Genomic DNA, 22,180 nt, shown 5'->3' with positions numbered 1-22,180 from the left:
TGGCCGGGCTGCTGGTGGTGCTGGCCGCCGTCATGGTGGTGGCGGTGAGCATCGGTGCGGTCACCGTCCCGGTGGCCGACGTGTGGCGGATCCTGCTGCACCACGTCACTGGCCGGGGCGCCACCGGGGACCCGGCCCTGGACCAGATCGTCTGGACCTTCCGCGCCCCGCGTGTCGCGCTGGCCGCGCTCGTCGGCGCGGGCCTCGCGGTCACCGGGGCCGTCCTGCAGACCCTCGTCTCCAACCCGCTCGCCGACCCGGTCGTGCTCGGCTTCTCCTACGGCGCCTCGCTCGGCGCCGTGCTGGTCATCACCCTGGGCGGGGCCGCCCTCGGCGGACTCGGTGTCTCGGGCGCGGCGTTCGTTGGCGCCCTCGCCGCCGGGGGGCTGGTCTTCGTCCTGGGACAGCGGCGGGGACGCCTGGCCCCGACCCGGCTGGTGCTGGCCGGGGTCGCCGTCGGCTATGTCCTGCTGTCCGTGACCAGCTTCGTCCAACTCCTCGCGACACCCACGGAGTTGCGGACCGTGATGTTCTGGATGCTGGGCAGTGTCGCGGGCGCGCAGTGGAGCCGGCTGCCCACCGTCACGGTGGTCGTCCTGACCAGCACCGTCCTGCTGACCCTGTTCGGGCGACGGCTCAACGCCCTGCTCGCCGGCGACGAGTCCGCCACCGCGCTCGGCGTGGACGTCGACCGGCTGCGCACCGTCCTGCTGGTGATCAGCGCGCTGCTCACCGGCACCGTCATCGCCGTCGCGGGCGGCATCGGGTTCGTCGGCCTGATGATCCCCCACCTCGTGCGCCTCACGACCGGCGCCGACCACCGCAGACTCCTGCCGCTCACCGCCCTCCTCGGCGCGGTCCACCTGGTGGTCGTGGACCTGCTCTCCCGCACCGTCAACCGCCCCAACGAACTGCCGCTGGGCATCCTCACCGCCCTGCTCGGCGCCCCCTTCTTCCTGTGGCTGCTGCGCCGCGACAAAGGCATGGACTCCGCATGAGACTGACGGTCGATCACCTCCGCGTCACCCTGGACGGCAGGCCCATCCTGCGCGAGGTCACCCTGGAGGCGGAGAAGGGCGATGTCGTCGGGCTCGTCGGCCCGAACGGCAGCGGCAAGACCACCCTGCTGCGCACGGTCTACCGCTCGCTGCGCCCCGCGGGCGGGGTGGTCCGGGTGGGCGGCGACGACGTGTGGGAGCTGTCCGCGCGCACCGCCGCCCGGCGTACCGCGGCCGTTCTCCAGGACGCGGGTGCCGCCACGGGGCTCAGCGTCACCGAGATCGTCGCCCTCGGCCGCACGCCCCACCACGGGCTGCTGGGCCGCGACGGGGCGGAGGACCGCGAGGCGGTGGCCGACGCGGTCGCCCGCTGCGGGGTCGCCCCCTTCGCCCACCGCGCGCACGCCACCCTCTCCGGCGGCGAACGCCAGCGCGTCCTGCTGGCCCGTGCCCTCGCCCAGCGTCCCCGGCTCCTCGTCCTGGACGAACTCACCAACCACCTCGACATCCGCGCCCGCTTCGAACTGCTCGATCTCATCCGCGGCACCGGCATCACCACCCTCGCCGTCCTGCACGACCTCGACCTGGCCGCCCGACTCTGCGACCGTCTCGTCGTGCTGCACGGGGGCGAGGTGGTGGCCGCGGGCCCCGTCCTGGAGGTCCTGACGCCGGACGTCCTCCAGGACGTCTTCGGCGTCCGCGGCACCACGGAACGCCACCCCGACGGCGTCATCCGCATCACCTACGCGGCCCAGCCGCTCGCCGGGGGGCAGGCAGAAAGGTGGGATGTGCAACCGTCTCCTCAGGAAGTCTCCCCCCGATGCCCGTGAGGAATGGGCGAGAGCCGGGGGGAATGGCCGCCTTCGTGCCGACCCTGGACATCATCGGGTGGTTCACCCCGGTGCGGCGATCGACAACACCACGCGCAAACCGATGCACGAGGTTCGTCGTCGGTCGCCGTCGCCCTGGTCGTCGGCACGGTCGCACTCCTCGGACTGCTCGCCGGGCGCCGGGACTGCCCGACGGGTTGAACAATTCATGAACAGGTTGACTTATGGCTCGGCGAGCCAGAGGATCCGAGGGTGACGTCCTCTGCCTCCCGGGCCCCCGGTCCGGTACTCCCCGCTGCCCTCGACGAGGCGGCGCACCGCTGTCTGGTCGCGGGGTTCGACGGTACGACCGGTGTTCCCGACCCGCTGAAGCGGCTGATCGACCGCGGGCTGGGGGGAGTCATCCTCTTCACGCGGAACGTCCGTGACGCCGGGCAGGTGCGGCACCTCACCGACAGCCTGCGGGCGTTGCGGCCCGATCTGGTGGTCGCCATCGACAACGAGGGCGGGGGGATCGGGCATCTGGTGGCGGCGGGGGCACCCGAGGTGCCGGGGTCCTGGGCGCTGGGGGTCGTCGACGACCCCGCGCTGACCGCCGCGTGCGCCGACGCGCTCGCCGGGCATCTGCTCTCGCTCGGCATCACCGCCTCCTACGCCCCCGTCGCCGACGTCCAGAGCCGCTCCGCGAACCCGATCGTGCGCACCCGTGCCTTCGGCGGCGACCCGGAGCTGGTCTCCCGGCAGCTGCGGGCCTGGATCGCGGCCACCGAGGCACGCGGTGTGGCGAGCTGCGCGAAGCACTTCCCCGGGCACGGCGGGACCGTCACCGACAGCCACCACGAACTCGCCGTCGACCCGAGGCCGTACGAGCGTCTCGACCTCGCCCCCTTCCGGGCGGCCGTCGACGCGGGCGTACCCCTGCTGATGAGCGCCCACGTGGTCTTCCCCGCCCTCGACCCCGAGCGCCCCGCCACCCTCAGCCCGCGCATCCTCTCCGACCTGCTGCGCGGCGAACTCGGTTTCGAGGGCGTCCTGGTGAGCGACGCGCTGGAGATGAAGGCCATCGCCGACCGCTACGGCGAGGCGGCCGGCGCGCGTCTCGCGCTCGCCGCCGGAGCGGACCAGGTCATCGTCGCCGTACCCGACCTGGAGGTCACCCTCGCCTGCCGGGACGCCGTGCTCGACGCCCTCGGCACGGGCGAGCTGGCCGCGCAGCGGGTCACCGAGGCCGCGGAGCGGGTACGGCGGCTGGCCCGGCGGTACGCCGTCCCCCCTCGGCCGGAAGCGGTGGCCGCGTGGGACGGCGGGGCCGGGCTCACGGCGGCACGGCGGGCCGTGCGCGGGGGTGAGCCGCTGCCGGCGGCGGTACCGGGCGCGCATGTCGTCGACCTCTTCCCGGCCCCCCACCCCGCTCTCAACTGGGGCGGCGAGGACCTGCTGAGCGAGGTGCGCGCCCTCGACCCGGCGGCCACCGGGACGGTCGTCGCCGGGGAGCCGGAGGACGAGCGGACCCTCGCGTCGGTCGTGGCCAAGGCGCTGCTCGGTGCGGACGGGCGGCCCCTGGTCGTCGCCACCTGCGATGCCGAGCTGCATCCCTGGCAGGGGCGGGTGAGGGACGCGCTGACGGGCGTACGGCCCGACGCCCTGCTGGTCTCCACCGGGCTGCCGGAGCCGGGCGGCGCGGTGTGCGCGTACGGCCGGGGGCGGGTCAACCTGCGCGCCGTCGCGGAGGTGCTGACGGGGCGGGCGGGCTGACCCGCGCGGACGTGGTCCGGGGCCGGAGTCCCGGCCGGCCCCGGAGCGCCCGTCCCCGCTCACTCCGCCCCGATCAGCTCCGTGATCCCCCGCGCCGCCAGGTACGCCTCGTCCTCGGCCCGTTCCGCCAGGACCACCGCCGGGCGGGCGCCCTCCGCGCGCCACCGCATCCACGCGTCGAAGAAGGCCCCGCCCGGACCGGAGACCGAACGGGTGGACGCGGTGCAGTCCAGGACCAGGGCCTGCGCGCGGGGCGGGGGCGGCGTCCGGGCGGTGCGCAGCTCGGCCACCGTCGCGGCCAGTGCCTCGGCGATCGGCTTCGGGCGGCCGAGGGAGTCGAACAGGCCGAGGGTGTACTCCAGTTCGGGAAAGTCGGCCAGGGCGCGGTCGACGTCGTGCGAGCACCACCAGGTGACCCCCCACAACCGGGCGCAGCCGGCCGCGTTGCGCAGGGTCGCGCGGGCGAACTCCGGGGCGTCCGCCGCCGGGATGTGGGGTTCGGGTGCGCCCGTCTCCTGGACCCAGACCGGCCGGAGCGGGTCGGTGGCGTAGGCCGCCGCGAGTTCCGTGCCGTACTCGGCGAGGTGGTGCACCTGCGGCGAGCGCGGGCCGTGGCGGCGGGCGCAGTCGGCGGAGAACACCCAGGGGTGGACGGTGGTCAGATCGCCCTTGCGGGCCGAGGCCTGCGGGGTGAAGGGGTGGTCGTCGCCGTACCAGGCGGCGTCGTACGCCGAGTGCGTGACCAGCCCCCCGCCCGCGCCCAGCCCGTCCCGCGCCGCGGCCAGCAGGGTGTCCAGGTAGTGGTCCACCTCGGCCGGGGTCACCGGGTTGTGCTCGACGAGGTTGTTGAGTTCGTTGCCGAGCTGGAGGCCGATCAGCCGCGGATGGCCGGACAGGGCGCGGCCCAGGGTGCGCAGCAGCAGCGCCTGGGCCTCGACGGCCCCGGGGTCGGTGAACACATTGCGGTGGTGCCAGCTGCGCGTCCACTCCGGATAGAAGTCGAAGCTCGACAGATGGCCCTGGACGCCGTCCACGAGGACGTCCAGCCCGCACTCGCCCGCCAGGTCCACCAGACCCACGAGCTGGTCCACGGCCGCCGGGCGGACCAGGGCGCGGTTGGGCTGCAGGAGGGGCCACAGGGGGAACACGCGGACATGGTCCAGGCCCAGTCCGGCGATCTGCGCCAGGTCCTCGCGGGCGAGCCCGGGATCGAAGTCGTGCCAGGCGTGGAACCAGCCCCGGCGTGGGGTGTAGTTGACCCCGAAGCGAAGCGCGGGCGTGTCGATGACGTCCTCCTCAGGAGCCGGACCTTGTCAGTGACGAATGTATCAACCACCATGGTGGGCAATGAATAGTGATTTGAATCAGGCCTTCGTGGTCGGCCTCGACGCCGGCGGCACCCGCACCCGTGCCGTCCTCGCGGACCTCGGCGACAGCCGCCCCCGGGGCGAGGGCGCGTCAGGGCCCGGCAACGCGCTGACCGTGCCCGGCCCGGACCTCGCCGACCACCTCACCGAGGCCCTCGCGCAGGCCGTGCCCGCACCCCTGCGCGCGCGGGTCGCGGCGGTCGCGGGCGGCTTCGCCGGGGCCGGCCACCAGGCCCAGGGCACCGACGAGCCCGGCCGGGTGCGGGCCCGCACGGCCCTGTCCACCGCACTTGCCCAGCTGGGCATCACCGCCCGCACCGTCGACGTCCACAGCGACATCGAGACCACGTTCGCCGCCGCCCCCGGCCACCCCGCCGACGGTCTCGTCCTCGTCGCCGGCACCGGCGCGGTCGCCGCCCGGATCGCCGCACGGGTGCCCGCCGCGACCTCCGGCGGCGACGGCTGGCTCCTCGGCGACGACGGCAGCGGCTTCTGGATCGGCCGCGCCGCCGTCCGGGCCGCCCTGCGCGCGACCGACGGCCGGGGCGCCCCCACGGCCCTGGTGCGGGCGGTCGGCCGGGAACTCGGACTCCCACCGGGCATCCTGCCCCCGCGGGGGTACGGCGTCACGGACACCGTCCGCTGGAGCGCCACCCTGCGCACCGCCTACCGCGCGCATCTCCTGCCCGCCCTGACGGACCGGCCGCCGGTCCGGCTGGCCGACCACGCGCCCCTCGTCGTGGCGGCGGCGCAGGAGAAGGACACCGTCGCCGCGGAGATCCTCCGGGAGGCCGCGCGACGGCTGGCCGAGACCGTGTCAGCGCTGACGCCGCGCCCGGGTGAACCCCTCGTGGTCACCGGTGGCCTGCTCGCCCCGCACGGCCCCCTGCTCCTCCCCCTGACCGAAACCCTGGCCCCCCTCGGCCTCACGGTCACCCCCGTGGCGGACGGCTCCCCGGGCGCCGTGGCCCTCGCCCGGCTCGCGGCCCTCGAGCCCGGCCCCAGACCCTGACGCACGCCGACAAGGACGCCCCATGCCGCTCCCGCACCACCCGGTCACCCGGCACCGGCACCCCTACCTCGACCCGGCCGCCCCCCTCGACACCCGCGTGGCCGACCTCCTCTCCCGGATGACCCTCCGGGAGAAGACCGGCCAGCTCAACCAGCGGATGTACGGCTGGCACGCCTACCGGCGCACCCCGGACGGGGACTTCCGGATCACCGAGGCGCTGCGGGCCGAGACCGAGCGCTTCGCGGGGCTCGGCGCCCTGTACGGGCTGATGCGCGCCGACGCCTGGTCCGGCGTCGGCCACGGGGACGGGCCCGGCGCCGCGGACAGCGCCGACCTCGCCGACCTGGTCCAGCGCCATGTCCTGGAGTCGAGCCGCCTGGGCATCCCGGCCCTGTTCGTCGAGGAGGTGCCGCACGGGCACATGGCCCTCGACGGCACGGTCCTGCCGGTGAACCTGGCCGTCGGCGCCACCTGGGACCCCGCCCTGTACGAGCGGGCCGCCGCCCACGCCGCCGCCGAACTGCGCGCCCGGGGCGGCCATGTCGCCCTCGTCTGCGCCCTGGACATCGCCCGGGACCCGCGCTGGGGCCGCACCGAGGAGTGCTTCGGCGAGGACCCCTGCCTCGCGGCCCGGCTGACCGAAGCCCTCGTGCGCGGCATGCAGGGCACCGGCGAGCACCCCGCCGACCTCTCCTGCTTCGCCGACGACAGGGCACCCGTCGTCCTCAAGCACTTCGCCGGTCAGGGCGCCACGGTCGGCGGCCGCAACTCCGCCGAGTCCGAACTCGGCCCCCGCGAGCTCCACGAGATCCACCTCCCGGCCGCCCGGGCCGGCGTCCGCGCCGGGGCCGCCGCCGTGATGGCCGCCTACAACGAGGTCGACGGACTGCCCTGCTCCGGCAACCGCGCCCTGCTCACCGGGCTCCTGCGGGAACGCTGGGGCTTCCAGGGCCTGGTCATGGCGGACGGCCTGGCCGTGGACCGGCTCGCCCGCATCACCGGCGACAAGGTCTCCGCGGGCGCGCTCGCCCTGGACGCCGGGGTCGACCTCAGCCTCTGGGACGAGGGCTTCACCCATCTGGAGGAGGCCGTCGAGCGGGGGCTGGTGAGCGAGGCCGCCGTGGACACCGCCGTCGCCCGCGTCCTGCGCCTGAAGTTCCGCCTCGGCCTGTTCGAGCGGCCGTACACCCGGCGCACACCGATGCCCGACGGCGGACGCGCCCTGAGCACCGCGCTCGCCCGCGCCTGCGTCACCCTTCTGCACAACACCGACGGGGTGCTTCCGGTCGGCCCCGCCGTCCGCCGGATCGCGGTCCTCGGCCCGCACGCCGCCACCGCCGCCCACCAGCTCGGCGACTACACCGCACCGCAGCGCCCCGGCACCGGCGTGAGCGTCCTCGACGCGCTGCGCCGCCTCGCCCCGCCCGGCACCGAGATCCGGCACGCCCGGGGCGCCGCCCTCACCGGCGACGACCGCACCGGTATCCCCGCGGCCGTCGCCACGGCCGCCGTCTGCGACCTGGCCGTGCTGGTACTCGGCGGGAGCAGCGCCCGTACGCCCGACACCGCGTTCCACGCCAACGGGGCCGCGCGGACCGCCGTGTCCGAGATGACCTGCGGCGAGGGCGTCGACCTCGCCGGACTCCGGCTCGGCGCGGCCCAGCACGCGCTCCTGGACGCCGTCACCGCCACCGGCACCCCCACGGCCGTCGTCCTCGTCCAGGGCCGCCCGCACGCCGTCCCGGAGGCGGCGGACCGGGCCGGCGCCCTGCTCACCGCCTGGTATCCCGGCCCCTGGGGAGGGGAGGCGATCGCCGAGGTCCTCCTCGGGCTCACCGAACCCGCCGGCCGTCTCCCCGTCTCCGTGCCCCGCTCGGCCGACCGGCTCCCCGTCCACTACAACCACAAGGACACCGAGTACGGCAGCTACGCCGACGGCGACGCCGGCCCCCTCTACTCCTTCGGGCACGGGCTGTCGTACACGACCTTCCACCACGGCCCGCCGCGGCTCACCGGGCGCACCGTCGAGGTCGACGTCACCAACACGGGCACCCGGCCCGGCCGCGCGGTCGTCCAGCTCTACGTCCGCCGGCTGCGCACGCCCGTGTGGCCGCGCTCCCTCGAACTGCGCGCCTTCGAAGGGGTGGAGCTGGCGCCGGGGGAGTGCCGCACGGTCGCGATACGGCTCGGCGCCGACCAACTGGAGCTGGTCGGCGCCGATCTGGAGACGGTCGTACCGGAGCAGGCGGTGGAGCTCAGGATCGCCGCGTCCGCGCGCGAGGCGCTCACCGTCGTCCCGCTGGTGTACGGGGGGAGCGATCAGAGCTTCACGGCCCCGGACGAGACGCCCTTGTAGAACCACCGCTGGGTGATCACGAACAGCACCAGCACCGGGATCACGGAGATCACCGAACCGGCCATCACCACCCGCTGGTCGTAGCCGAACGACGAACTGGTCAGCCGGGACAGACCCAGCGTCAGCGTCATGTGGTCCTCGGAGCGCAGCACGATCAGCGGCCAGAGGAAGTCGTCCCAGGCGCTGATGAAGGTGTTCACGGTGACCACCAGGATCGCGCCCCACGCGGACGGCAGATACAGATGGCGGAAGCGCTGCCACTCGTTCGCGCCGTCGAGCATCCCCGAGTCCTCGATCTCGCGCGGTACGGCGAGGAACGCGCCGCGCATCAGCAGCACGTTGATGGCGCCGACGAACCCGGGCAGCCACACGCCCACCACGCTGTCGACCAGACCCAGGTCGCGGATGCTCAGGAACAGCGACACCATGATCGATTCGAAGGGGAACATCATGGACGCCACCAGCACCACCCACACCGCCCGGCGGCCCTTCCAGCCGGGCTTGGAGAGCATGTAGCCGGCCGTCGTGGAGAACAGCAGCTGGCTGGAGACCGACAGCACGACCACGATCAGGCTGTTGCGGATGTACGTCGCGACCGGCACCTGGCTGAACACCTCGCGGTAGGCCCGCAGCGTCGGATGGCGCGGCAGCAGGGTGGCGTCCGAGCCGAAGACGTCCTCGCCCGTGCTCTTCAGCGAGGCCAGGAACTGCCAGACCAGTGGTCCCACGGTGAGCCCGAGCACCAGCAGGAGCAGCAGATAGCGGACGACCAGCTCGCGCGGGCGGCCGTACTCCCGCCAGCGCGGGAGCGCGCGGCGGGGCCTGTCGACGGCGGTCGTCATGACGCGTCCTCCTTGGTCAGCCGCTGCGCCAGCAGGGTCAGCCCCAGCGTCAGCGCGAACAGGGCGACACTGACCGCCGAGCCGTACCCCGCGTTGCCGGTGAGCGGGTCGAGGCCGACGTCCTTGATGTAGAACGGCAGGGTGCGGTCGGCGCCGCCGGGGCCGCCGGTGGAGCCGCCCAGCATGTAGATCTCCGTGAACACCCGCAGCGAGCCGATGCCGGTGAGCGTGCCGACCAGCATCATGGCCTGCCGTACGCCCGGCACGGTGATGTGCCAGAAGCGGCGCGCGGCACCGGCGCCGTCCATCGCGGCGGCCTCGTGCAGCTCCTTGGGCACGTTCCCGAGCGCGGCCAGATAGAACACCATGTACCAGCCGAGGCCCTTCCACAGCGTCAGGCCCATCGCGGACAGCAGGATCAGCCAGGAGTCCGACAGGAACGGGATGGCGCCCCTGATCAGATGGGCCTTCTCCAGCCAGGTGTTGACCAGCCCGTCGTCGGCCAGCAGCCACTGCCAGCTCAGCCCCACCACCACGCTGGAGGCCAGCACCGGTGTGTAGAACGCCGAGCGGAAGAAGCCGATGCCGGGCAGGTTCCTCTCCACCAGCACGGCCAGCAGCAGCGGCAGCAGCACCATCAGCGGGACCACGATCAGCGCGTACAGGACACTGTTGCGGGTCGCCAGCCAGAAGTCCGGGTCGTCCAGCATCCGCGTGTAGTTGGACAGCCCCACGAAGCCCGCGGCGCCGCCGAGCGGCTTGGCGTCGGTGAACGACAGCAGGACGGTGTTGAGGAACGGGAACACCCCGAACACCGCCGCGCAGCCGATCGCGGGCGCGGTCCACAGCCAGGGCAGCCACCAACGGCGGTACAGCGCGGCCCCGTTGGCGCCGGGAGCGGGGCCGGGTAGCAGGGCCCGGCCCAGGCGGCGCAGACGGGACGGGGCCGGGCCCGGCACGGAGGCGCGCTCCGCGCCGGGCACGGACACCGGCTTCACGGTCTGGGTCGCCACGCTCAACCCGCCTGCTTCAGCAGCTCGTTCGCCTTCGCCTGGGCGTCCTGCACGGCCTGCGCCGGGGTCTTCTTGCCCTGCATGGCGAGCTGCACCTGGGCCACGATCGCGTTCTGCACCGCCGGTGAGAGGTTCGTCTGGTCGGCGGTGGCCGTCTTCAGCTGCTCGGCGACCAGCTTGCGGGCCTCGGAGAACGGGTCGTCACCGGACACCTTCTGGAAGAACGGGTCGTCCAGCGAGGCCGTGGTCGTCGGGAAGATCACCACGTTCGGGTCCTTGCACCAGGCCGTCTGGTTCTCGGCGTTCGTGAGGAACTCGGCGAAGGCGAGCGCCGCGGGCGCGTGCTTGCTGGTCGCCGCGACGCCCATGTACTGCGGGGCGCCGGTGGTGTGGCCGAGCGCGTCGAACGGCTGCTGCCCGACACCGGTCTTCGCGTACACCGACGGGCTGTTCTGCTTCACGAAGCGGACGAAGCTCGGGTTCGTCGAGCCGTAGGCCACCTTGCCCTGGCTGTACAGCGTGGAGGGGTCGTTGCTCGAGGACAGCGAGTCCTTCGGCATCGCGCCCTCCTTGTACAGCTTCGCCATCCACTCGACCCACTGGGTGGTCCTCGGGTCGTCGCCGAACACGGCGGTCTTCCCGTTGTCGGACAGCACCTTGATGTTCATCTGGTCGAAGTCGGCCGGGATCCGCCAGACCGGATTGGCCATCGTCGCGTAGAACTTGCCGTCCGACGCCTTGGCGATCTTCTCGTAGTCGGCGAACAGCCCGAAGAGGGTCGTCGGCGGCTTGTCCGGGTCGATGCCCGCCTCCTCCAGCAGATCCGTGTTGTACGTCAGCACGATGCCGCCCGTGTACCAGGGCAGCACGGTGTGGGCGGGCATGCCCGAGGCGTCCTTCATGGTGCTGGAGTTCCAGAACGCCGGGACGAACGGCTTCTCCGCGTCCGGGTCCTTGACGCCGATGTTCATCAGGTAGCCCGCCTTGGTGAGGGCGGTCGCCGTCTCCGAGTTGAGGTTGACGACGTCGGGGAGCGTACAGGCCTGGGCGTCGGCGACGGTGCGCTGGGTGAAGGTGTTGTCGCCCGGGTCGTCGATCCACTTGACCGAGGCGCCGGGGTGGGCCTTCTCGAAGGCCTTGATCACTCCGTTGAAGAAATCACCGAAGTCTTTCTTCAGATTCGTCGTCTGGAAGGTGATCTTTCCCTCGACCTTGCCGGTGAGCTTTCCGGAGCCGACGTTGCCCTGGTCGACCTTGCAGCCGCCGGCCGTCGCGTCCCCGCCGTCGGAGCCGCCCGACAGCCCGCAGCCGGCGGCGGTCAGGGCCAGGGCGATGACGCCCGCCATGGTTCCGGTCAGTCTTCCCGCACGCATGTCGCCTCCTGAATGTTGGTTTAAATCACCAACTTCGACTCCGATTGATGAAAAGGTGGACCAGAATTCATCGGAGGTCAATGGCTTGCCGTGTTGCGTTTCGGTTCCGTGTGGTTACCGGGGCGTTCAGTGCCGGTGCTCGTGGTCCGGGTGGCCCGGATCGCCCGGGTGCTCATGGCCCGGCGCGTACTCCACGCCCGCCCGGGCACCGTCCAGCCAGTCGAAGAAGGCCTGTCGGCCGAGCGCCCTGCGCAGCTCCCGCACCACTTGGTCGCGGACCTCGTCGTACGGCAGGACATCGGAGGGCTGGAGGACGTAGTAGGGGTCGACACCGCGCCGTAGCGCGTCCGCGGTGAGGAAGCGGTCCTGGTTGCGGTCGTAGTAGTCCCGGGCCGCCCGCTCCGGGACCGTCCGCTCGGCCTCCAGCGCGGACAGCAGCGCACGTGCGGCGGGGGAGTGGGCGAGCGCCACGGCGACGATGCTGCCGAGATCGGCCACATCGGTCCCGGACACCGCGAGCACCCGCGCCGGGGACACCTGGGGCGGCGGCGCGAGACCGCGCTCGGCGCAGGCCCGGCGGGCGAGTTCGTCGACCACCACGACCTGTGTGGCCCACCGTCTGCGCTGCCGCTCCGCCCGCGCCAGCGCCTCCGGCCGGATCTCCCGGTCCCGGGCCGGCACGGCGACCAGCAGCGCGTCCACCCGCCCCACCGACACCACGTCCCCACCCACGGCGGCCGCGCGCCCGCCCACGGGGGCCGCATGCCCGCCCACGGGGGTCGTGTGTCCGCCTGTGGCGGCTGCGTGCTCGCTCACGGGGGTCGTGTGTCCGCCTGTGGCGGCCGTGTGCCCGCCCACGGCGGTCGTGTGGCCGCCGACGGTTGCGGCGTGCTCGCTCATGGCCGTCGTGGGCCCACCTGCGGCTGCCGCGTGCCCGCTCACGGCGGCTGCGTGCCCGCCTACGGCGGCTGCGTGCTCGCCTGCGGCTGCCGCGTGGCCGCTCACGGCGGTCGTGTGTCCGGCTATGGCCCTCGCGTCCCCGCCCACGGCTGCGGCGTGCGCGCTCACGACCGTCGTGTGCTCGCCTGTGGCCGTCGCGTGCCCGCCGACTCCGCCCGTTCCGCTCATCTCACTCACCTCACTCACCTCACTCACCCCGCTCACTCCGTCACCTCCAGCACGACCGCCTTCGTGTAGGCCACACAGCCGTGCCAGCCGGCCTTCGTCATCAGCCAGTACGACCCCGGCGGCACCGCCGAACCGTCCACCTCCACCTCGTACACCGCGCCCTCCCCGCCCGGCAGGGCGAACCCCTGGCAGCCCGGCGCGACCCCGGCCCAGGTGCCCCAGGACGACACCGCCCACAGCGTCCCGTGCACCGGCCCCCGGGTCGTGTTGCGCACCCGCACCGGCACCCGCACCCGTTCTCCCCGGCGCACCTGGACCCGGTCGACGCCCAGGTCCAGCAGCAGACCCGGCCCGGTCCGCCCGTCGGTCCCGTCCTGCGCCGGCGCACCCGGCACGTCCAGGGCGACCACGTCCTCGTACACCTGTCCGCCGTACGCCAGCCGGGCGGCGAGCCGGTGGCGGCCGGGTACGGGGTCCGGCGGCGGAGTGACGGTGATCTCGGTGAGCATGAAGCCGCCCGGGCCGAGCGCGTACGGCAGTTCGGCGGGCTCGGCGGTCCAGCCGGGCGGCACCTCCAGGGCCACCGTGCCCGAGACGGGCGCGTCGGTCAGCTCGGAGGAGACCCGCACGGTGACGGTGACCGGGCCGTCGGCCGTCAGCACCGTCGGGGAGAGGTAGACGGCGACCGGAAGGTTTCCGCGCGGCGCGGGACCGGAGTTGTGCAGCCAGTAGCGGGTGTGCACCGGCTGCGCGGGCTCGTGCGCGGCGACACCGGGCCCCGAGGGCCCCCGCGCGGCCGACGGCGAGGCCAGCACGGTGGCCACCTCGAAGCCGGTCAGCTCCAGCTCCAGCGCGCCGTCCGGGCCCGGGGCCACCGGCTCACCGGGCCGCTCCAGGACATCGGCCCGCACACCCGCCGCCCACTCCGCCGGGCCCGCCAGCCGCGCCCGCACCGGCCGTCCGTCCACCTCGTGCGCCCGTACGACCACCCCGCGGGCGGGGTCCACCGGCTCGGCGCCGCCCCGGGCCAGCGGGGAACCGGCCGGCTTCAGCGCGTCCAGCAGCACCCGGCCCTCCGGCTGGAGCGTGAGCAGCGCCGCCGTCCTCGGCAGGTCGCCCGGAGTGTCGCCGGACGGGCGCAGCCGTGCGGTGAGCGGATGGTTGAAGGCGTGCCCGGCGGCCGGCCAGCCCAGCTCGCGCCAGTCGCCCTCGCCCGCGACGACCGCGTACTCGAACGTGTGCGACCAGCGCTGCAACTGGAACGCGGAGCCGTCCGGGGCGGTGCGCCGGGGCGGGTCGACCCAGATGCCGGAGGGCCAGCCGGTGCACGAGCGCATCAGGGACAGGTAGAGGTCGCCGGAGGAGGTGACCACACAGCCCGGGGTGCCCCGGTTGAGGATCGCCAGGCCCCGGCCGTCCCAGGCGTCCCCCGGCGGCAGCGCCTCGCCGCCGCCCGCCGCCGTGGCCCGTACGGTCGCGTCGTCCAGATCGGCGACCAGTGCGTCGACGGCCTTCGCGTCGTCCTCGGCGCCCGCTACCACGAGCAGCGGCAGCCGCTCCAGGTCGCGCAGATCGGCACCGGGCACCCACTCCTCGCGCAGCGACGCCCGGGGCGCCACCCAGACGGCCGCCAGGCCGTCCGCGTCCAGTTGCCGGCGCAGTTCCCGGGCCGCCGCCGGATCCCAGCCGAGCGCTTCGGCGACCAGCGCGTTGCGCTCGGGCCCGCCGACCGCGATCCGTACGTCGGGCAGATTGGAGTCGACCTCCAGGTCGCCGTAGCGCGGGCCGCCCGCGATCGTCGAGGTGGCCGTGACGCCCGCCCGTACCAGCGCGGCGGCCAGCGGGGTGCCGAGCTCACCGGCGGCGCACCAGTCGGCGAACACCAGCTCGGCCACCCCGATCGAGCGGTGCCCGAGGAGCGCCCCGGAGCCGTCGTGCACGGCGATCCGGGCCGTGGAGCCGAGGCCGAACCAGGTGTTCGCGGGGTTGTCCAGCGTCCACGGGAACCGCTCGCTGTCCACCTCCACGAACCCGAAGCCCCGTCCGATCACCGCGTCCGCCACCTCGTGCACCGGCAGCCCGCCCCGCACGTCCGAGGGCCAGCGCACCCGGATCAGCCGGTCGGCGCCGTCGTAGCCGTCGACGGTCGTGGTCACGTCCAGCCGGTCGACGCCCGCCCACAGCGTGAGCCGCTGGGTGTACCGGAACAGGCCGAGGTCGGCGCGGACCGTGATGCGGGAGCCCGCCGGGGAGTGCTCGACATCGATGTCAGCCGTGACGTCACGGCTCCTCGCGGCCGTGGTCCCGGTCGGCGTGAGATGCCAGGGGCCCTCGCCGAAGCGCGGATGTCTCGGGTACTCCTCCTGCACGACCAGCTCGTTGCCGATGTCCCCGGGACGCAGCAGCTCCCGGCCGCCCTCGGCGAGCGCGCGCAGACTGCTGACGCCGCCGCCGCGCGCGGGGTCGACCGTCACCTCGTAGAACGCGTTGCGGATGGTCGTCCCCTCGCCGGCCGTCCAGCCGGGCACCCGCCCGTCCGCGAGGGAGAGCGCCTTGAGGCCCATGCCGGGCACCTCCGGTACGACGACCCGCAGTTCGCCGTCCTCGCGCACCGCGGGCAGCGGCAGCCCGGTGACGTCCAGGGGGACCAGGCCCGGGTCCGGCACGGTCAGCACGTCCCGCCGCTGCCAGGTCGCGGCGTTGAACACGACCAGGTCGGGGGCGCCTCCGGGCAGCGGGACCACCCGGCGGGCCAGTGCCTCGGTGGCGTCGGCGTGCACGGTCCGCGCCAGGTCGTGCAGTTCGCGCCAGCCGGTCAGCAGGTCGATGTACACCTGGTCCGACTCGGAGCCGGTGATCGCGTCGTGGTGGGCGCCGTAGATCAGCTGCCGCCACGCCTTGTCGAGCGCGGCGTCCGGGTAGGGGTGCCCGGTGACGAGCGAGGCGAGGGTCGCCCAGGCCTCGGCGTCGGCGAGCAGGGTCTCGCCGTACCGCTGGGCCTGCTTGGTGTCGATGTAGGAGACGTCCTTTCCGGTGTAGACGGGGTTCATGTCCCGGGTCTGCGGGGACGCCGTGCGGCCCTCGCGTTCCAGCTCGGCGCGGACGGCGGCGAAGAAGTCGCGCGGGATCCCGCTGACGAACCGGGGCCAGACGTACCGGGCGTTCCAGTCGCGGTGGATGCCCATCACCCAGCGGCACGGCGGGGCGTAGTCGCCGCCGACCGGCAGCAGGACGTTCCGGGTGAGGGCGACCCTCTTCAGCCCCTGGAAGAGTCTCAGCGCGGCGGCCTCCGCCGCGGGGAGGGTGGGCGCGTTGTCGATGGCCCAGCCGGCGCCGTAGTGGTTGACCATGTAGGCGGTCAGCAGCCCGCGCCCGGAGGGGGCGATCCAGCTGAACTCCGCCGGGAACTGCATCCGCCGCGGGTCGCGCGGCTCCTCCCCGAACACGGACAGGGTCGGCCCCCACTGGTGGAAGGGCCCGCGCGCCCAGGAACTGGAGGTGACCCCCGCGTCCGCCATCAGCCCGGGGAACTGCGGATCGTGCCCGAACGCGTCGAGCTGCCAGGCCGTCTCCGGCGCGGCCCCGATGATCCCGCGCTGGAAGCCGTCGCCGTACAGCGCGTTGCGTACGGTGGCCTCGGCGCCGGTGAGATTGGTGTTGGGCTCGTTGTAGGTGCCGCCCATGATCTCGACCCGGCCGGTGCGGATCAGCTGACGCAGGAAGGCGCGTTCCTCGGGGAAGGCGTCCCAGTAGGGCTTGAGGTAGTCGACCTCGGCGAGCACGAAGGTGTACGCCGGGTCGCGCCGGGCCAGGTCGCAGTGGGCCCGCACCAGGCTCATCCCGGACTGGCCGCGCGAGTCGAAGGTGCGGGCGGGCAGTCCGGTGACGGCCGGGTCGTCGGCGACGTCCCAGGTCTCGGTGTAGGCGGCCTGGGTGTTCCACCAGACGGGGTCGTAGTGGAAGTGGCTGACCATGAACATGGTCCAGCCGGGCTCGGCGGCCGTGAACTCCGCGGTGTGCCGGGCGCGTTCGTTCCCGTCCTCGGCGGTGACGGTGATCTCGCGGCGGTCCCCGGGGGCGAGGCCCTCGGCGGCCACGGGTATCTCCGCGCGCACGGTGCCGTCCTCGCCGGCGGTCACGACACTCTCACCGACGCCGTGCACGTCCGGGCCGCTCACGCCCAGCCGGACCGGCCGCCCCGGTTCGTGCTCCACCTCCACGGCGACCACCTGGTGCGGCCGGTCCTCGGTGCCGGTGAAGAGCTCGGTCGACGCGACGGAGATGACACGCATGGGGCTCCTAGGAGTGCGCGGGGGAGCCCCATCCTGGCATCGCGGGGTGGTTCAATCAACCATCTGTTGTTGTCTTGGTTGGTTCATCCATGCATTCCCGGACGGCTCGGGATCGCTCGGGATCGCTCGGGATCCGCTCGGGACCGCTCAGCGGGCCCGCCGGGACTTCACCGCGTGCGCCCCCGCGATGTGGTCGGTCAGTGCCAGGGAGGCGCTCGCCCGCTGGTAGGAGAGCTGGCCGACCCGGACGTAGAGGCAGTCGATGAGCATCAGCACCGAGTGCCGGGCGCCGATGCTGCCGGTGCGGAAACTGGTCTCCGAGGACGACGAGATCAGCCGTACGTCGGCCGCGCGGGCCAGCGGGGACCGGGGGTCGGCGGTCAGTGCGACGGTGGTGGCGCCGCGCTCCCTGGCCAGCTCGAACGGCTCGATGGTCTCCCGGGTGGCGCCGGAGTGGGAGATGCCGATCGCCACGTCCGCCGGGGTGAGCAGGGCGGCCGAGGTGGTGGCCGCGTGCACCTCGGTCCAGCCGCGCACCGCGCAGCCGATGCGGAACAGCCGGGTCTCGGTCTCCTGGGCGACCGCGCCGCTGCCGCCGACGCCGTACACGTCGATCCGCCGGGCGCGCGCCACGGCCTGGGCCGCCCGCTCGATCGCGTCCAGGTCGATCCGGTCGATGGTCTGCTGGACGGCCCGCAGATCGGCGGTCCCGACGACCTGCACGACCCGCTCCAGGCTGTCGTCGGGGGAGATGTCCGGGCCGATCTCGGCGCTGCCCCAGTCCGAGGACTCGCCCCGGCCGCGCTCCTGGGCGAGTTCGATCAGCAGATGCTGGTAGGAGTCCAGGCCGATGGCGCGGCAGAACCGGGTGACGGTGGCCTGCGAGGTCCCGGTGCGGCGGCCCAGTTCCGCGGCCGAGCAGTGGGTGACGGCGGCCGGATCCTCCAGGATCAGCTCGCCGACCTTCCGCAGGGAGCCGGCCAGCCGGGGCAGTTCGGTGCGGATCAGGGTGGTGACATCGGTCGAGGGCATGCTCAGAAGGTATCAGCCACCCGATCCGGTGTTCCTTGGATACCAGGACCGGATACGGGATCGAAAGGCTGACCGGGGGCGGTCCCGTTGCCCGTGACCTGCCCCCTATGATTTATTGATTCACCGATATCTGTGTATGAGGTGGTTCAATCCACCAGTGGGGAGTGTGACTGACGTGTCCGTCGAGTCCGTGAGCGCCGAGACCTTCGCGCGCGAGAGCCTCGCCGTCCTGCACCGCCTCTCCGAGTCCTCGCGCGCCGAGGTGACCGCCGCGGCCACCCTGATCGCCGGCTGCGTCCGCGAGGACGGGGTCGTGCACGCCTTCGGCACCGGCCACTCCCAGGCCCTGGTCCTCGAACTCGCCGGACGCGCGGGGGGCCTCGTGCCCACCAACCGGCTCAGCATGGCCGACCTCGTCCTCTACGGCGGCGAGGACCCCGCGGTCCTGGACGACCCGCTGCTGGAACGCGCACCCGGCATCGCGGCCCGCCTCTACGCACTCGCCGCACCCCGTCCGCAGGACCTCTTCGTCGTCATCTCCAACTCCGGCGTCAACAACGTCGTCGTCGAGATGGCCCTGCACGCCAAGGAGCGGGGCCACCGGCTGCTGGCCGTCACCTCCCTCACCCACAGCCGGTCCGTACCGGCCGCCCACCCCAGCGGCCGCAAGCTCGCCGACCTCGCCGACGTCGTCCTCGACAACGCGGCCCCGCGCGGCGACGCCCTCCTCGAACTCCCCGGCGGCGGCGCGGTCTGCGCCCTGTCCACCCTGACCGGCGTCCTCCTCGTCCAGCAGACCGTCGCCGAGACGGCGGCCCGCCTCCTCGCCTCCGGGGACCGCCCCCCGGTCTACGTCTCCGCCAACGTACCCGGCGGCTTCGAGGGCAACCTGGAACTGGAGAAGCGGTACGCCGGAAGGATCCGGCGCACCGCCAGCTGACGGGCGCGGTCCCGGCGCGGCTCAGGGGGTCAGGGCCACCGCCAGGGGATAGGCGCCGGTGGTGAGGGGGGTTCCGGTGCGCCCCGACGCCACGTCGATCGGGACGAGGGCGTCGCCGTCGGCCGTGGTGACGTAGGCCGTGGTGCCGCTCCAGTCCAGGCCGATGTCGAAGGCCGACCTGCCCACGGTCACCCGCTGTCCCGGGGCTCCCGTCACGGTGTCGACGGGCGTCACGGCGTCGCCGTTGCTCGGGCTGACCCACAGGGTGCGGCCGTCGGGGGAGAGCGCCAGGCCGTACGCCTGACCGTCGACCAGCAGGGTGGGCCCGGCGCCGTTCGTCGCGGTGTCGATCGGAGTCACCGTCGAGCCACCGGAGTTCGACACGTACACCGTCCGTCCGTCGGGCGCCGCGACCACGTTGAACGGGGACGGGCCGACCGGGATCGCGGGCGCTGCCGTACGGGTCGTCAGATCGACCGGGGTGACCGCGGCGTCATGGATGTCCGCCACGTACAGGGTGCGTCCGTCGGGCGTGACGGCCATGTTCTCCGGGCCGTCGCCCACCGCGATGGCCGGGCCCGCGGCGAGGCTCGCGGTGTCGATCGGCTGCACGGTGCCGTCCGTGTAGTTCGCGACCCAGAGCGTGGTGCCGTCGGGCGTGAGGGCGAGCCCGGACGGGACGCGGCCCACCGCGACCGTGCCGGTGACCGTCGCGCTCGGCACATCGATCACACTGACCGTGTCGGACCCCTGGTTCGCCGCGTACGCGGTCCTGCCGTCGGCGCTCACCACCACCTCGCCGGGGTTGGCGCCGACCTTGACCGGGGTGCTCGCGCCGGTCGCCGGATCCACCGAACTGACCGAAGCGCCGCTGAAGTTCGCCGTCAGCGCCCGCGGGGTCCCGGTGCCGTCGGCCACCCGGACGGGGAGCGCCCGGGTGAGCACCCCGGAGCCGCCCGACACCACGACCGAGCGGACGCCCGCCGAGGCGTCCGGGGCGGCCGTGAGGGTGACGTCGGCCGTGGCGCCGCCGCCCGCCGGGACAAGGACCGTGCCGCCCTCCGGGGAGGCGGTCACTCCGGCGGGCAGGGCGAGCCGCCAGTCGACGGACCGCGCGGCGGTGGAGCGGCTGTCGGTGAAGGCGAGGGTGACCGTGGTGCTGGCCCCGGGCTTCAGGGAGACGGAGGCGGGCGAGAAGGACGGGTCCACGCCGGGGTCGGGGGCGTTCTCGACGGCCGTCGTGTAGAGGAATCGGTCCATCACGCCGGGCGACACCTGCTGCGGGATCGCGTCCAGCGCCCTGCGCTCGTCGCGCAGCCGGTTCCAGTACGCCGACACGGCCCCGGTGTCGCCGCGCCGGTCGGCCAGCAGCAGGTCCACGGCGGTCAGGCCGGCCGTGCCGTACGCGCCCAGTTTGTCCAGCCAGGCCGATGTCTCGTTGAGGAAGCCCGGGTTGGCGAGACGGTTGCGCAACCGCGCCGGTGTCGCCGCCATCGCGGTGAAGTAGGACCGCAGCGCGACCGTCGCGCGCCCCAGTCCGCTGCCCGTCCCGTACGCCGTGCGGAACGCGGCGAGGAGCCGGGCGAGGGTCGGGGACTCGGTGGCGTCCAGCGCGGAGGAGTAGTTGTTCTCGGCGAGGATCCGCAGCCAGGGCGCGGCCCCGGACGCCGGGCCCGCCAGGTCGCGGACCGAGGCGAGGAAGGCGGCCCGGGGATCGTAGCCGTCCGGGTTCCACAGGTAGGCCGCCGAGGTGAACAGCGCGAGCCGGCTCGCCTCGCCCTGGACCATCGGGTTGGCCGTGACCCCGACGGCCTCGCGCGCCACGTCCGCCTCCCTGCCCGTGTAGGGGCCGAGCAGCAGCCGGCTGGTGACGTAGTCGTTGACCGGGTAGTTGTCCCACAGCAGGATCGGGTGGCCGTACACCTCCCGGGCCTGCCGCACCTGCGCCGCGGTGACCGTCGGCGCGATCACACCGACGCCCGTCCACTCCACGACCACGTCCGGGTCCAGCTTCTCGCGCAGGGCCTTCTTGTACGGGGAGTCGGCGAGGTCGGAGTACTCGGTGGGGACCGTCTCCAGCGGCCGGAGTCCGGTGCGGCCGGCCGAGAAGTCCTGCCAGGCCCGGTTCAGCAGCCGGGCCTGGGCGGCACCGGCCGCGCCGCCCCCGCTGCCGAACTCCTTCCCGTCCTCGGGGCAGTTCCACTTCGTGTAGCTGATGTCGTCGAGCGGGACCGCGAAGGAGCGCACCCCGATGTCGTACAGCGAGGCGAACTTCTGGACCAGCGCGGCGGTGTCGGACGCCGAGGAGTAGCAGACCGACAGACCGGGGGAGAGGGCGTAGGTGAAGCGGACGTGGTTCGCGCCGGCCCGGTCGACGAGGGCGCGCAGCCGGTTCAGCTCAGCGGCCGGGTACGCGTCCCGCCAGCGCTCCCGCAGGTACACGTCGTCCTTGGGGGAGTAGACGTACACGTTCTGCTTGGTGCGGCCGTAGAAGTCGAGCTGGCTCAGCCGCTCCTCGTGCGACCAGGGGGTGCCGTAGAAGCCCTCGACGACCCCGCGCAGCCGGGCCGTCGGCCAGTCCCGGACCGTCACCTCGGGCAGCCGCGGTCCGGTCAGGAGCTGACGGAGGGTCTGGGCGGCGTAGAAGGTGCCGGTGGTGTCGGCGCCGGACAGGGCGAGCAGGGCGCGCCCGGCGTGGCGGCCGGAGGCCAGGACGTACCCCTCGGCGGGCAGCCCGGCCGGGGAGGCGACGCCCAGCTTCTTCAGCACCCCCGCGGTGGCGGGGTTCTCGCCCGGCCCGCCGAGGGCGACGGTCAGACCGGCGGCGGGCGGCGGACGGTCTCCGGCGGTGACGGTGACGATCCGGTCGGCCCCGGCGGCGCGCAGGGCGGCCTCGACGACCCTGCGGGCGGCGGGGTCGGTGCGCGGGCCGACGACCTCGACCACGCGGTCGGGGACGGTGATCCGGTGGCCGGTCGCCTCGAGATGACGGGGCGTCGGCCAGATCTGGGGTGCCGGGGTGGCGGCGGCCGACGGGGACACGGGGAGCAGGGCGGCCAGGAGCAGGGCCAGGGCCGGCAGAAGGGCACGGCCCCGGTACCGGGGTCCGGGGAGGTGTGGGGGAGGTGAGGTGATTGAAGTCACCGAATGAGGCTAGAGTCGTTGAATCAAACATTCAATGGTGCGGAGGGCGGGGCCGGGCCGCCCCGGCACGTCGGCCCGGGCCGGGGCGGCCCCCCGGG

13 protein-coding genes and 1 pseudogene are annotated in these 22,180 nt (G+C 73.9%); 6 read left to right on the top strand and 8 right to left on the bottom strand.

The window, feature by feature from the left end; translation table 11 throughout:
• The first annotated feature begins 32 nt into the window (after window positions 1–32).
• The 3 genes from ACYQ8Q_RS03440 to ACYQ8Q_RS03430 all read left to right on the top strand — a co-directional run bounded on the left by ACYQ8Q_RS03440 (window position 33) and on the right by ACYQ8Q_RS03430 (window position 3,583).
• Window positions 33–998 carry a FecCD family ABC transporter permease gene (locus ACYQ8Q_RS03440; protein ID WP_460073153.1) on the top strand — a complete coding sequence of 322 codons (966 nt, stop codon included), beginning with the start codon at window positions 33–35 and terminating at the stop codon, window positions 996–998.
• Window positions 995–1,828: an ABC transporter ATP-binding protein gene (locus ACYQ8Q_RS03435; protein ID WP_460061739.1), complete on the top strand. Its 834-nt coding sequence runs from the start codon at window positions 995–997 to the stop codon at window positions 1,826–1,828. The genes ACYQ8Q_RS03440 and ACYQ8Q_RS03435 overlap by 4 nt, the downstream gene beginning before the upstream one ends.
• A gap of 252 nt (window positions 1,829–2,080) precedes the next feature.
• Complete coding sequence (locus ACYQ8Q_RS03430; RefSeq protein WP_460061738.1) at window positions 2,081–3,583, top strand: glycoside hydrolase family 3 N-terminal domain-containing protein; 1,503 nt, start codon at window positions 2,081–2,083, stop codon at window positions 3,581–3,583.
• Window positions 3,584–3,642: 59 nt separating this feature from the next.
• On the opposite strand, the pseudogene ACYQ8Q_RS03425 reads toward ACYQ8Q_RS03430, so the two are convergent.
• Window positions 3,643–4,922, bottom strand: a pseudogene (locus ACYQ8Q_RS03425) (glycoside hydrolase 5 family protein).
• Between the two features lie 8 nt (window positions 4,923–4,930).
• On the opposite strand from ACYQ8Q_RS03425, the gene ACYQ8Q_RS03420 reads away from it, so the two are divergent.
• Window positions 4,931–5,962, top strand: coding sequence for an N-acetylglucosamine kinase (locus tag ACYQ8Q_RS03420; RefSeq protein WP_460061736.1), 1,032 nt, complete (start codon window positions 4,931–4,933; stop codon window positions 5,960–5,962).
• A 22-nt stretch (window positions 5,963–5,984) separates the two neighbouring features.
• Window positions 5,985–8,318 carry a glycoside hydrolase family 3 N-terminal domain-containing protein gene (locus ACYQ8Q_RS03415; protein WP_460061735.1) on the top strand — a complete coding sequence of 778 codons (2,334 nt, stop codon included), beginning with the start codon at window positions 5,985–5,987 and terminating at the stop codon, window positions 8,316–8,318.
• On the opposite strand, the gene ACYQ8Q_RS03410 is transcribed toward ACYQ8Q_RS03415, so the two are convergent.
• The 6 genes from ACYQ8Q_RS03410 to ACYQ8Q_RS03385 all read right to left on the bottom strand — a co-directional run bounded on the left by ACYQ8Q_RS03410 (window position 8,282) and on the right by ACYQ8Q_RS03385 (window position 17,998).
• Entirely contained in the window at window positions 8,282–9,160 is an 879-nt protein-coding gene (locus ACYQ8Q_RS03410; protein WP_460061734.1) for a carbohydrate ABC transporter permease, read from the bottom strand. The two genes, ACYQ8Q_RS03415 and ACYQ8Q_RS03410, sit on opposite strands and share 37 nt — an antisense overlap.
• On the bottom strand, window positions 9,157–10,173 hold the full coding sequence (locus ACYQ8Q_RS03405; protein ID WP_460061732.1) for a carbohydrate ABC transporter permease: 1,017 nt from the start codon (window positions 10,171–10,173) through the stop codon (window positions 9,157–9,159). Before ACYQ8Q_RS03405 ends, ACYQ8Q_RS03410 begins: the two co-directional genes overlap by 4 nt.
• Before the next feature lie 2 nt (window positions 10,174–10,175).
• Window positions 10,176–11,546, bottom strand: a complete 1,371-nt coding sequence (locus tag ACYQ8Q_RS03400; protein ID WP_460061731.1) for an extracellular solute-binding protein — start codon at window positions 11,544–11,546, stop codon at window positions 10,176–10,178.
• A 126-nt stretch (window positions 11,547–11,672) separates the two neighbouring features.
• Window positions 11,673–12,674, bottom strand: a complete 1,002-nt coding sequence (locus tag ACYQ8Q_RS03395) for a hypothetical protein (RefSeq protein ID WP_460061729.1) — start codon at window positions 12,672–12,674, stop codon at window positions 11,673–11,675.
• Window positions 12,675–12,706: 32 nt separating this feature from the next.
• Window positions 12,707–16,966, bottom strand: a complete 4,260-nt coding sequence (locus ACYQ8Q_RS03390; protein WP_460061728.1) for a glycoside hydrolase family 38 N-terminal domain-containing protein — start codon at window positions 16,964–16,966, stop codon at window positions 12,707–12,709.
• Window positions 16,967–17,113: 147 nt separating this feature from the next.
• A complete protein-coding gene (locus ACYQ8Q_RS03385; protein ID WP_460061726.1) occupies window positions 17,114–17,998 on the bottom strand; it encodes a MurR/RpiR family transcriptional regulator in 885 nt (294 codons plus the stop codon).
• Between the two features lie 175 nt (window positions 17,999–18,173).
• On the opposite strand from ACYQ8Q_RS03385, the gene ACYQ8Q_RS03380 reads away from it, so the two are divergent.
• Entirely contained in the window at window positions 18,174–18,938 is a 765-nt protein-coding gene (locus ACYQ8Q_RS03380) for a sugar isomerase domain-containing protein (RefSeq protein ID WP_460061723.1), read from the top strand.
• A gap of 21 nt (window positions 18,939–18,959) precedes the next feature.
• On the opposite strand, the gene ACYQ8Q_RS03375 is transcribed toward ACYQ8Q_RS03380, so the two are convergent.
• Complete coding sequence (locus ACYQ8Q_RS03375) at window positions 18,960–22,082, bottom strand: beta-N-acetylglucosaminidase domain-containing protein (protein WP_460061721.1); 3,123 nt, start codon at window positions 22,080–22,082, stop codon at window positions 18,960–18,962.
• Between the last annotated feature and the right edge of the window lie 98 nt (window positions 22,083–22,180).

The sequence above is a fragment of the Streptomyces sp. YKOK-I1 genome (assembly GCF_054660435.1).
This window is presented reverse-complemented; position numbering and strand designations above follow the sequence as displayed.

What these genes read in the sequence shown, in the direction of transcription:
- ACYQ8Q_RS03440 (WP_460073153.1), top strand. Translation starts at nt 33, where the DNA reads ATGGTGGTGGCGGTGAGCATCGGTGCGGTCACCGTCCCGGTGGCCGAC.
- ACYQ8Q_RS03435 (WP_460061739.1), top strand. Translation starts at nt 995, where the DNA reads ATGAGACTGACGGTCGATCACCTCCGCGTCACCCTGGACGGCAGGCCC.
- ACYQ8Q_RS03420 (WP_460061736.1), top strand. Translation starts at nt 4,931, where the DNA reads ATGAATAGTGATTTGAATCAGGCCTTCGTGGTCGGCCTCGACGCCGGC.
- ACYQ8Q_RS03415 (WP_460061735.1), top strand. Translation starts at nt 5,985, where the DNA reads ATGCCGCTCCCGCACCACCCGGTCACCCGGCACCGGCACCCCTACCTC.
- ACYQ8Q_RS03410 (WP_460061734.1), bottom strand. Translation starts at nt 9,160, where the DNA reads ATGACGACCGCCGTCGACAGGCCCCGCCGCGCGCTCCCGCGCTGGCGG.
- ACYQ8Q_RS03400 (WP_460061731.1), bottom strand. Translation starts at nt 11,546, where the DNA reads ATGCGTGCGGGAAGACTGACCGGAACCATGGCGGGCGTCATCGCCCTG.
- ACYQ8Q_RS03395 (WP_460061729.1), bottom strand. Translation starts at nt 12,674, where the DNA reads ATGAGCGGAACGGGCGGAGTCGGCGGGCACGCGACGGCCACAGGCGAG.
- ACYQ8Q_RS03390 (WP_460061728.1), bottom strand. Translation starts at nt 16,966, where the DNA reads ATGCGTGTCATCTCCGTCGCGTCGACCGAGCTCTTCACCGGCACCGAG.
- ACYQ8Q_RS03385 (WP_460061726.1), bottom strand. Translation starts at nt 17,998, where the DNA reads ATGCCCTCGACCGATGTCACCACCCTGATCCGCACCGAACTGCCCCGG.